At 51.1% G+C, this 10996-nt stretch carries 9 protein-coding genes; all 9 read right to left on the bottom strand.

What is annotated here, in order from left to right; translation table 11 throughout:
• Positions 1 to 328: 328 nt before the first annotated feature.
• Positions 329 to 1534: an IS256 family transposase gene (locus ABUA47_RS19900; RefSeq protein ID WP_009316578.1), complete on the bottom strand. Its 1206-nt coding sequence runs from the start codon at positions 1532 to 1534 to the stop codon at positions 329 to 331.
• Positions 1535 to 2000: 466 nt separating this feature from the next.
• The gene (locus ABUA47_RS19895) at positions 2001 to 2933 is read right to left on the bottom strand and encodes a hypothetical protein (RefSeq protein WP_004328511.1); all 933 of its coding nucleotides are present in this window, start codon (positions 2931 to 2933) and stop codon (positions 2001 to 2003) included.
• A gap of 6 nt (positions 2934 to 2939) precedes the next feature.
• Complete coding sequence (locus ABUA47_RS19890) at positions 2940 to 3680, bottom strand: toxin-antitoxin system YwqK family antitoxin (protein ID WP_004328512.1); 741 nt, start codon at positions 3678 to 3680, stop codon at positions 2940 to 2942.
• Positions 3681 to 3831: 151 nt separating this feature from the next.
• Positions 3832 to 4455: a hypothetical protein gene (locus tag ABUA47_RS19885; RefSeq protein WP_004328513.1), complete on the bottom strand. Its 624-nt coding sequence runs from the start codon at positions 4453 to 4455 to the stop codon at positions 3832 to 3834.
• A gap of 21 nt (positions 4456 to 4476) precedes the next feature.
• Positions 4477 to 4902 carry a tetratricopeptide repeat protein gene (locus ABUA47_RS19880; RefSeq protein ID WP_004328514.1) on the bottom strand — a complete coding sequence of 142 codons (426 nt, stop codon included), beginning with the start codon at positions 4900 to 4902 and terminating at the stop codon, positions 4477 to 4479.
• A gap of 6 nt (positions 4903 to 4908) precedes the next feature.
• Entirely contained in the window at positions 4909 to 6039 is a 1131-nt protein-coding gene (locus tag ABUA47_RS19875) for a vWA domain-containing protein (protein ID WP_004328515.1), read from the bottom strand.
• A 14-nt stretch (positions 6040 to 6053) separates the two neighbouring features.
• The gene (locus tag ABUA47_RS19870) at positions 6054 to 8276 is read right to left on the bottom strand and encodes a DUF5682 family protein (protein WP_004328516.1); all 2223 of its coding nucleotides are present in this window, start codon (positions 8274 to 8276) and stop codon (positions 6054 to 6056) included.
• A 28-nt stretch (positions 8277 to 8304) separates the two neighbouring features.
• On the bottom strand, positions 8305 to 9384 hold the full coding sequence (locus ABUA47_RS19865; RefSeq protein WP_004328517.1) for an ATP-binding protein: 1080 nt from the start codon (positions 9382 to 9384) through the stop codon (positions 8305 to 8307).
• Positions 9385 to 9398: 14 nt separating this feature from the next.
• Complete coding sequence (locus ABUA47_RS19860; protein ID WP_004328518.1) at positions 9399 to 10874, bottom strand: DUF5691 domain-containing protein; 1476 nt, start codon at positions 10872 to 10874, stop codon at positions 9399 to 9401.
• Positions 10875 to 10996 lie beyond the last annotated feature (122 nt).

Genomic DNA, 10996 nt, shown 5'->3' with positions numbered 1-10996 from the left:
GTGCCAAACTCGGACTGAAAAAAAGCGACAATTTAAAAGAAGCATTACAAGAACGCATGAGGCTGTATGAAGAAGAACACCGGCAAGAGGACTTTTCAGCCATGCGTTAGGGATTGCAGAGTAAAGCCCACAGCCTTTAGGCGAGGACTTGAAACGTAAAGCCCGACCGTCCCACGGGAACGCCCAAAAGAAAAAAAATCCCCCGAACATTCATCCGGGGGTAGTGTAAACTGAACTGTGTCACGGCTCTGTTTTTTATTCTTTCCCTCTTATTTGTGTGCAGATTTCACATCTGCATACAAATAAGAGGAGCCTTTCACAAGCAAAGTTACATAATCTTGAACCTATCACCAAATTTTATGGCAAGTTGCTGTGATATCAGTGCCCAATTAGACAGTGGCATAGTCCATTTCCCACTAATGTCTCGATAGGCAAGATACACAAGCTTTTCAAGTGCGGTGTCTGACGGGAACACACCTTTGTTCTTCGTTACTTTACGCACCTGACGATGATAGCCCTCAACCGTATTGGTTGTGTAGATAAGTTTGCGGATTGCAGGAGTATACTGAAAATATTCCGTAAGACGCTCCCAGTTGTCGCGCCAGGATTTGATTACTATGGGGTACATCTCACCCCATTTTTCATCAACCATGTCAAGCTGTGCTAATGCAGAATCCTTGCTTACAGCACCATATACGGTCTTGAGATCCTTCAGAAACTCTTTCTGATGCTTGCTTCCTACATACTTGATTGAGTTACGGATTTGGTGGACTACACATAGCTGAACGGAGGTTTCCGGGAATACACTTTGGATGGCATCAGGGAATCCCTTAAGACCGTCTACGCAACAAATCAGAATATCACGTACACCACGGTTCTGAAGGTCGGTCATAACATCAAGCCAGAAGTTAGCACCCTCACTCTCAGATATATACATACCAAGAAGATCCTTGTGACCAGACTTGTTTACACCTAGGACATTGTATATTGCACGAGTGACTGCACGACCCTTATCGTCTTTTACCTTGTAGTGAATGGCGTCAAGCCAGCAAATGGCATAGACGGGGTCAAGCATACGGGACTTCCAGGCTGTTATTTCGGGAATAACTCGGTCGGTTATAGCACTGATGGTTTCTGCTGAAAGGGTTGTGTTAAACTCACGCTCAAAGTACTTGCTTATATCACGAGTGCTTGTACCAAGAGCATACATGTTGATGATTTGATCTGCCATACCTTCAGCAAGAATTGTCTCACGTTTCTTAACTGTCTCCGGTTTAAAAGAACCGTCACGGTCACGAGGGGTTTCGACTATCACCTCTCCATACTTTGTCTGTACGGTCTTGCTCATCTTGCCGTTACGACGATTGCCAGAACTGCAGTCAACGCTATTAAGGTGAGCATCCATCTCACCTTCTAAGGCTGCGTTTAGGATACGTTCTAGCATAGGAGCCAAAGCTCCGTCTTTACCGAAGAGTGCTTCACCGCTACGCAGCTGCTGGGCTGCTTTCTTGTAGTCTATTTCCAAATTGGCCATATTATAAAAACTGTGTTAAACTATTATTATTATAGCCTGACACAGTTTATTTTACACTCTCGAACGGGGCATTGAAAGCACTCTTGGAGTTTTTCATTTGTCAACAGGTTATTATCTTTGGATAGGTAGCTTTTTGACTTTGCTATTGGGCGAAATCGCATTGTTTGTATTAAAAAACAAAATAGGATGACTCACTATAATCTACTTCGTATTTTTCCATAAATGCAATCCTTGCCAAAAAGCAGTTTGTTCGGGTGGTTGTTTGGGCGTTCCCCCTTCGGGTCGGGCTTTCCGCTACAAGTCCTCGCTATGCTGTGGCTTTTCCCCTGCAATCCCTAACGTGGGTGAAAGGGTTTTCACTATCTTGCGCTTGCACTTTGACACACGGGGCTTCGGCTGTTCGCCGAAACTTCCCGCGCCCCGTCCCGCCCGAAAGAGTTCCCCGGCGTTTGTCCGGCAGCCGACATTATTCAAGGTAGTATTCTATAATATCTTTTATCAGTAGCTCTTCTCCTTGTTTCCATAATTTCCAGCCTTGTTCACTCTTTATTGTATCGCCTTGTACCTCAAACGGTTTTCGGACTTCTGTATTGTCCTTGAAGCAGACTACCGTCACCATGCGAAGATAGTCTTCCCAAGAGATATAGTAGGTGTCAAAGTCATGCGTTCTTTTCGCTGGAATACCATTTATCCGCATGAGGCTGCGGTTGCGTTGCATCCTGTTTCCATGCATCATAATCTGCCCAGATGAACAGTTGATCCATGCCGTTTTTCCGCTTTCCTCGTTCAGTACAATTTCAGCCCTTCCCGCCATTAAGCCCAACACTCTAAAACGGAGCATGGGAAAAGTGTAGATCAGACTTGCCGTCTCTTCTAAGTATTCATGTATGTTGCTTCCGGATCTCCATGCCAAGGGCATTAACGTATCTGATTCCGAAGAGTAACGATAGTAATATCTGCCATCTTTGCATGAAGCGTTATTCTGTCCGTCCTGCCATTCCTGCGGATTGTCATCCTTCCTTTTCCGCTCGGCAATATCCTTGTCAAACGGATACTGATGCAGTGCAATGCTATCTTCCGGCTCCTTGCACGTTGCTGTCCGGTATAATGGTATGACGGGGTTCTGCTCGGCTATGACCTCCATGAACCCAATACCCAAAGGAGCATATAATCCATTCTTGCGTTGGAACTGGAAATGATTGCCTTGTATGAAAAGGGAGGGAAAATCATCGGAAGCAATCCCCGTTATTATATCCGCTTCGCCAATAACATCCGCTGTCCGTTGGTCTTGTTTGCATGAAGATGTGCAGGCGGACTCATTGTCTGTCGGAGGCATAGGCGGCTTGCAACTCATGACCGATGCAGCCGTCAAAAGTAGTGTTATGATGACGGTTTTCATCTAAGTTTAAGCCCCACCTTCACCATGCCATGTGCAGGTTTGGGTATTATCTTGATAGTTATGCTGTATCCATTGCCCTGATTTCTCACCGTCGGTGTATTGTCCCTCAATGGTTATATAGGGTTTACCCTCCCATGTTGATTCCACACGATACGAACCGTCGAGTTTTCCATTACGGTAGTGGCATGTAGTCTTGCTGCGTATTGCGCGGCCGTCCTCGAAGATTTCCCATTCCTCGCCATCTTTTTTCCCGTCGATATAATGAGATTCAAAAATCTGCTTACCCGTCTTGTTGGCAAAGCGACGTTCCCGCCCGTTCTCCACACTCTGTTTGTACTCCTTTTCTATCTCTATTTTTCCGTTACGGAAATAGGTCTTTACAGTTCCGTCTATCTTGCCTTGTAGTATGGGTGTTTCCTTTCGGGGAGTAACGCCGTCTTGGTAGTATTCCGTGAATGTACCGTTACGCTTGCCCTTGACATATATGCCCGACTCACGCAATACCCCGTCACGGTAGCGATGATAGTCACCGTTTATCATGCCGTCTGAAAGTTTCACGTGTTCTTCGTCAAGCCCTCGTATAATGCGATATTTTCCCTGCAACGGCCGTTTACTGTCTTTTTTATAATATACTGTGCGGTGTGCATCATCCGTCAGGGGCTGCAAATCATTCCATTCTACTGTTTGTTGTGCGGAAACCGTGCCGCAAAGCAACAAAAAAATGTATAGTATCAACATTCTATTCATATGTCGTATATTTTTATTTTTCGAGGTTGATAATGTTCTGTGGCAAACTGATTTTCAGGGGGGGGCAAACCGCTTATTATATTTATTTTGAAGAAATTTCTCCATTCTTATAGCTTTGCTATAAAATAAAGCATTAATCCAACTATTATATTCACTCTTCAAGTTTACTTTTCACCAATTTCAGGAATTCCTCCTTAGTCATGAACCTGTCGAGAAAATCATTCAGTCGTCCCTCATTGGTTACTTCCGTGAAAAATTCCTCATGATCCGTACTCCAGACGACAGGATTCTCAGGGTCGTTATCTGACAGGCAGATGAGATAGTAATTGGGATAACCGTCCGTATAAAGCAGCTCTACAAAATCCGGAGTGGCACAATTTGAATACTTGATGATTTCACCCAGCTCTGCATTATCCGTAAACCAACCATTCCATTCTTCAAAATCCGGTGTCCCTTTTTGGAATGGCGTAAATGGTCTGGCAACCCAAAACAGTTGGCGGCGAGGTTCTTCATCCAAGGTAAAGAACGTATCTGTCATTTCCTTATAGAACGCCTCCCTGTCAGAATTGAACAACTCCATATGCTCATCCACCCAATCGCCCAAACCTTCAATCGGCTCTGTATCTTCGGCAGCCAGCCAGGGCGTGTCCACCGGTTTAAGGAACAAGGCCGTATCGAATGTAATGGCACAGAGATCCTCTTTCAGTGAATTCCCTTTCAGGTTTGCTACGTTGCCGCCCAGTAGCCTGATTCTGTCTGTTATTTCCTTTTTCATGAGTGCCGTATAATTTTGTTATTATTTTTGTTTGAGATTCACATGCCCGGACAGCCATTGGAAATATTTCCAGTCTTCCTTGAAAATCTTTTCCCCTTCGAGCATATAGGCGCGGAGAAGAAATTCAGTTGCATTGGTTTCATCCTCCATTTCCAGATAGTTCTCGCCAAGGCGCAGCAGGATGAAAGGATTGTCTGTCTCTCCGATATTGTAGCATTTGCGGAAAAACTCCAGCGACTTGCCGTAGTTCCCCATCATGAAATGGGCGTCACCGATTGAGCCGACGAGCCAGAGATATGCTTCCCAGTCTTCCTTCGGTTCAGGAAGGATGTCCAGTGCCTCTTGGAAACAGGAGATGGCTTTCGCGTAATCTTCGCTTTCCATCGCCTCATTTCCCGTTTCTGACAGTTCTTCGATTCTGTCGTACAGTTCATCTGAAAGTTCCATATTCCTCTATTTTTCTTTGATATTCTTTGATGCCCACATCCCGATATCCTGCTTGCTCAATGCCGCAGCCATCAGGTCGGGGAATTTGTCAGGCGTACAGGCAAATGTGGGAACACCCAGACCGGCAAGATACTCGGCATTACGCTTGTCGTAGCAGGGCGCCCCGTCATCGTTCAGGGCCGGAAGCACAATCAGCTGCACACCGCTGGCCACAATGGAGGCGAAACGCTTGCGCATCTCCTTCTCGTCACCGCCTTCATAGAGGTCGGTCACCAGTACCAGCACAGTGTCCTGCGGCCGTGTGATCACACCCTGACAGTAAGTCAGGGCCCTGGCTATGTCGGTTCCTCCGCCGAGCTGGACACCGAACAACAGGTCAACCGGGTCCTGCAGGTCATCGGTAAGGTCAACGACCGAAGTGTCGAACACCACCATACGCGTATTGACGGACGGCAGGGAGGCCAGTACCGAACCGAAGATGCCGGAATATACGACAGAGGTTCCCATCGAACCGCTCTGGTCGAGACAGAGAATGATGTCCTTCAGAGCCTTGCATTTTCTGCCGTAGCCTATCCTGACTTCCGGAATGACGGTCTTGTACTGGGGCTGGTAGTTCTTCAGGTTCTTTATGATGGTCGTCTTCCAGTCTATCTCGTTGTAACGGGGATTGCGCCTTCTCGCCGAACGGTTCAAAGCACCGGTGACGGCCTGCTGGGTCGGGGAAGAGAGCTTCCGCAGCAGGTCATCCACGACCTTGCGTACAACCTGACGGGCCATGTCCTTGTTCTTTTCGGGAATGGCCCTGCCGAGTGACATCAGTGTAGCTACCAGATGTACGTCAGGGACAACTGTTGCCAGCATCTCCTTCTCGGTAAGCAGCGAATCGATATGCAGACGCTTGATGGCATCCCTCTGGATGACCTGCACGACGGTCTGTGGGAAAAACTCCCGGATATCGCCAAGCCAGCGGCTTACCTTTGGGGCCGACGACCCGAGTCCGCCGCGGCGGTCACTGTCATAGACGGCTTCCAGCGAACTGTCAAGGCGCTGTTCTTCCACCGTCAGCGTTACACCCGTCCCGTCAGCGGCATTCCCGCCGAGAGCCATACGCCATCTTTTCAAATATTCTGTTTCCATGTTCTGTTCCTTTTTTATCCGATTCCCAGAAGTCTGCCGAGCAGGGGTATTACTTTGGATGCATCCCCGTCATTGCAGGAATGTTCCCCGGAGGCGATTCCGGTATCGGTTCCGTTCAATTCGAATCCTTTGGCCTTCTCGCCGAGTTTGCGGCGCTCGGCTGTAGTGAAATTGCTGAATGTACGTCTGATCACCGGCAGCAGTTCTATGAAATTTGCGTCGCTCAAACCGCAGAGCCAGCCGTTCACGAGCTGCCACAGGTTGTCGTCCAGCAGCAGTACCGAACCTGATGCACGCAGGAATCCCTCAAACCAGTATGCGATGTCGGAAGGTGCGTTGCCCACCGATGAATAGAAGCTCAAGGTGTCACGCATCTCTTCACGCGATATCCTGCCCTTGTCGTAGAGTATGCGTGCCGCGTACCCGGAGAGCAGCGGATGCGCTCCTGATGAATTGCGGATCTGCTGCACGAACCCATACCACATGCCGTTCAGCTCTTCGTCATCAAGCGTGGATACGGCATAGTTGGTAGCCGACAGGTGTTCAAGAAGTTCTCCGGCTGCCTCCTCGTCGATGTTGATGCAGACGAGCAGACCTCCTGCAAGGATACGTGCCACCATGGCCCGGAGCATGTTGCCCACCTTGCTGAAATCCAGATTGCGGACATCGCCGTAACGGACGATGTTCACCAGGTCGGGAACCGCTTCCATCATCTCCACAATGTCTGTGGATGCCGCCGACAGACGGTCAAGACGGATGGTCATCGCTTCCACAAGCTCCGGAAGGTTGGCCGGAATGACCCGGTCAAGAAGTCCCGTCAGTTCGGGGATTCTGGTGATTCCGGTCATGCGGTCGGAGACGTACTTCTGCACGGCTTCCTCCACGGTATTGCCCCAGACTGCCCGTTCTATGATGCAGACAATCTGTTCCGGTCTATGGTAAAGACTCCATTTTTCCTTGAAAGTACCCTTGCCGCCTGCGGTTTCCGGCTTGGCCCAGTCTATGTCAAGCAGGGCCAGGCGGTGGAAGAACAGGCTGCGTTCCAGGTCGGTCTCCTTGCGCAGGTCAAGTGTCATCTCCTTTATTTCCGCCGTGAAAGGAACACGCAAGCGTTTCTGCTGCCGTTCCACGTCAATCAGGAGAGGGACTTTGGGTACCGCTTCCGGCACTTTGCCCAGACAGTTGCCCACGATGAGCGATTCCCTGACGAGCTGCAGCAGCATATCGTCCCCGAAGCCCATTACGGTGGTCACCGCCTCGTTGTATTCCTCAAGCGTCGGGGCGGGCAATCCACGCAACGCAGCTGTCGTCTGCGCCAGACGGACTGTCTCGATTACGTGGGCCACCGAGATGTCCATGTCCTTCTTCCTCAGAAGGGCCGCTATACGGCTGACCCACCAGGTGCCGTCATCTTCCGGATGATGCCACAGGTAATGATACCATCCCGGAGAGTCTATGCCGGCCCCGTAACCGCTGCGGAAGGTGAGCCTGTCATACGTCCACGGAATCCACGTGCATTCCGCCTTTACCTTCGGGAGCCCTTTCAGCAGCTCGTTGTCATCCTTCACCTTCGGCATATTCTCCAGTGCCGGGACATGCCATGCCCCGCAGATTACGGCTATGCACCCGAAAGGTTCCTTCTGGGCCGCTCGTATCATGCGACGCATCCACGCTTCACGGACAAGGTTCCTGCGGGAGGTATGTTCCGGGAGGGCTTCCCTGAGCGCGGTCACAGCTTCCTTGACGGCCTCGAAGATGCCGCTGCCGTCTCTGCGCTGTTCTATGTTCATGTTCCACCACGATTCACCGTCAGTATAGCCGGCAGCTTCTGCCAGCAGGTCAAACGGATCACCCGGCTGTTTAATAGCTTCATCATCCGCTTCTACAGGCTCGTTGCCATCCTTCCTTTCCGCTTCGAAGGCAAGGGAATGGGCAAGCGGGAGATCGAAGAAGCGTAAGGTGACATTCTCCCGGAGAGCATAGCGCAAAGCCTGCCATTCCGGCGAGAAGTCGGCAAACGGATAGAATACGGCATTCTGCGGCACATCGGGTTGATAGCCGAGCAGGGCTACCGGAGGCTTCATCTGCCCGTAGGAGACGAACGGCATGAGAGCCTCGGCCTCCGCCGGTCCCTCAAGCAGTATGAGGTCGGGACGGATACGCTCAAGTTCCTGCAGGATGTTCCGGCAGGAGCCCGGCCCGTGATGACGTATTCCCAATAGATGAATGTCTGTCATATTACTTGTCTCATGCAAAATACGTCAATCAAATCATATCTCTTGAAGCCCTGTAGATGTCTTTCCAGCCCTCACGGTTCTTGACCACTGTCTCCATGTATTCCTGCCATACCACTTTGTCCTGTACAGGGTCTTTCACCACGGCACCGAGGATGCCTGAAACGAGGTCCTCCGCATGGATCTGGCCGTCACCGAAATAGCCGGCCATGGCAAGGCCGTTGTTCACCACGGATATGGCTTCTGCCGTACTCAGTGTGCCGCTCGGGCTCTTGAGCTTCGTCTTGCCGTCGCCGGTGGCTCCCTGACGCAGCTCACGGAAAATGGTGACGACACGACGGATTTCATCAAGGGCAGGTTTCTCTGCCGGCAGCTGCATCACTTTCTCGAAGCTCTCCACGCGGCGGCGGACAATGTCAACTTCTTCCTCAAGCGTGTCGGGCAACGGGAGGATGACCGTGTTGAAACGGCGTTTCAGTGCGCTTGAAAGGTCATTCACACCTTTATCCCTATTGTTGGCCGTGGCTATGATGTTGAATCCGCGGATGGCCTGCACCTCCTTGTTCAGCTCGGGGATGGGCAGGGTCTTCTCCGAAAGGATGGTGATGAGCGTATCCTGCACGTCAGAACCGATACGGGTAAGCTCCTCAATGCGGCCGATCTTGCCTTCCTGCATCGCCTTCATCACCGGGGTCTGTACCAGGGCACCCTCACTCGGCCCCTCGGCGAGAAGACGGGCATAGTTCCAGCCATAGCGGATGGCCTCTTCTCCCGTTCCGGCGGTACCCTGTACTATCAGCGTCGAATCGCCTGATATGGCTGCCGCCATGTGCTCGCTGACCCAGCTCTTGGCCGTACCGGGAAGACCGTACAGAAGCAGCGCCCGGTCGGTGACAAGGGTGGCCACGGCAATCTCCATCAGGCGGCGGTTGCCTATGTATTTCGGTGAAACCTCAAAACCGTTCTTCAGTATCCCTCCCATGAGGTAGGTGACCACGGATTGGGGTGACATCTCCCAGTTTTCGGGAATCGGGTTGGTCTCGTTCTTTTTCAGTTCATGAAGTTCCTCTGCAAACTGTTGCTCGGCATGTTGTCTCAGTAAAGTGCTCATATGAATATCAATATTTATTTTTCATTTAACAAAGTGTCTATTTCAGATTTAAGATCCATGAATTCCAGCATCTTCGAGCAGAACTCGTTCATGGACGGCGAAGCCTCCGCCGAAGAGGCGGCCTTGGCCTTGATCAGGTTCCTTAGATGTGACGGGATATGCATGGCAAGCCGTTCCGCCATGTCTGCGGCATAGTACAGGTAATCCTTTTTCAGAATCCAAGACATGACGCTGGAAGAGAATTTCGGGCCCCATGCCTCGTAGTCGTTGCCGTACCATGAGTCGGGTATGAATCCGAAATCCCGGACCGTTTCCGGCCAGCTGATTTCCTCCCGCTGGGAGGGAGTGAGCATCGCCACGAGTTCCGGCTTGCGCAGATAGGAAGGGTCTTCCTTCAGGGTGTGGAAAGCCCACAGCCCGTCCGAGAAGTTGAGTATCGGGTCCTCCAGCTCCAGGAACTTCCTGAAAGGGGGATGCTTGGCGAATTTTCTCGCGGCCTCTTCCTTACCGCAGCCATATACCTCGCACCAGAAACTCAAAGGCACCCGTTCGGCGAGCTGCCTCAGGATGAATTCGGAATCGCCCTCTTTCTTGTTGGAGCTTACCTCGGACAGCCCCATGGCCTTCATCTCCGGGGTGTATCCGATCTCGTCGTATGACCATCCGGTAAGCATGTTGTGTCTGATATGTCCACGCAGGAGTTCGCAGCAGCGCATCACCATGGCTGAATCGGGAATCATGCACAGAAGTTTCCGTGCCGTTTCCTTGACAATGGAGCTGCGGTCCGACTCCAGCACTTCCTGTATGAAGAGCTCGTCGGCCTTGCTGATGTTTATCCGGAGACATTCAAGCAGCTCGTTGCGCTGGTTGGCCGGTTCGCTCTTCCAGTCTTTCCGCAGCAGTTCAAGGGCTGCGGCAGAATCCTGCTGCCTGAATCTGGCAAGCATCTCCTTACGCTCGCCGTGGGTGGCCGTATCCCAAGAATCGGTGATCCCGCATTCCTCTCCGACAAGGCCCATCTGCCTGATCAGCCATAAGCCTCTGTTCCCGACGAGATTTTTCAGCAGCCTGCGTTCTTCAAACCGCAACGGATTGTTGCGGTCATAGGCACGCCGGATAAGCGGCTGGAGGTATTCGGGCGAAATGATTTTTCCCGACCCCTGCGCCAGACGGTAGGCGTAGGCTAGCATATAGCGTGTACCGTGGAGTCTGGAAAAGAGTTGACTCCGGTCCTTGTCGAAATACGGCAGTTCCTCTTCCGGGGCTGTTTTCACGGGGACAATGCCTTCCGCTCCGGCCGGTTCCCATCCGGCACGCCTGTAGGCGAAGGCGGATGCGGCTGTCATGTACAGGAACGATTCCGTGTCTTCGGCTTTCCCGTGGATCCCGTCAACCAGAGTCTGAAGGGACTCGGGAAAGGCTCCGGGAACGAATTCACGGTTGGCTGTTCCAAGCAGTGCAGCCTGTATGATAGGTTCAGTTACGTTCATCTCTCCAAGTATGATATTCTTTGTTGTACCAAATGGATTTCAGTTCCCATATATCCCCGTTTACAATGACCAGCGAGGCGAACGGATTGCCGCCGGTAATGGCGAGGATGTCGATGAAGGTT

The organism is Bacteroides sp. RTP31139st1_H2_RTP31139_211217 (assembly GCF_040227615.1).
Lineage (GTDB): Bacteria > Bacteroidota > Bacteroidia > Bacteroidales > Bacteroidaceae > Bacteroides > Bacteroides uniformis.
The sequence above is the reverse complement of the archived record's forward strand: the minus strand, read 5'-3'. Positions and strand labels throughout refer to the sequence as shown.

What these genes read in the sequence shown, in the direction of transcription:
- ABUA47_RS19870 (WP_004328516.1), bottom strand. Translation starts at nt 8,276, where the DNA reads ATGACAGACATTCATCTATTGGGAATACGTCATCACGGGCCGGGCTCC.
- ABUA47_RS19875 (WP_004328515.1), bottom strand. Translation starts at nt 6,039, where the DNA reads ATGGAAACAGAATATTTGAAAAGATGGCGTATGGCTCTCGGCGGGAAT.
- ABUA47_RS19885 (WP_004328513.1), bottom strand. Translation starts at nt 4,455, where the DNA reads ATGAAAAAGGAAATAACAGACAGAATCAGGCTACTGGGCGGCAACGTA.
- ABUA47_RS19865 (WP_004328517.1), bottom strand. Translation starts at nt 9,384, where the DNA reads ATGAGCACTTTACTGAGACAACATGCCGAGCAACAGTTTGCAGAGGAA.
- ABUA47_RS19880 (WP_004328514.1), bottom strand. Translation starts at nt 4,902, where the DNA reads ATGGAACTTTCAGATGAACTGTACGACAGAATCGAAGAACTGTCAGAA.
- ABUA47_RS19900 (WP_009316578.1), bottom strand. Translation starts at nt 1,534, where the DNA reads ATGGCCAATTTGGAAATAGACTACAAGAAAGCAGCCCAGCAGCTGCGT.
- ABUA47_RS19895 (WP_004328511.1), bottom strand. Translation starts at nt 2,933, where the DNA reads ATGAAAACCGTCATCATAACACTACTTTTGACGGCTGCATCGGTCATG.
- ABUA47_RS19860 (WP_004328518.1), bottom strand. Translation starts at nt 10,874, where the DNA reads ATGAACGTAACTGAACCTATCATACAGGCTGCACTGCTTGGAACAGCC.
- ABUA47_RS19890 (WP_004328512.1), bottom strand. Translation starts at nt 3,680, where the DNA reads ATGAATAGAATGTTGATACTATACATTTTTTTGTTGCTTTGCGGCACG.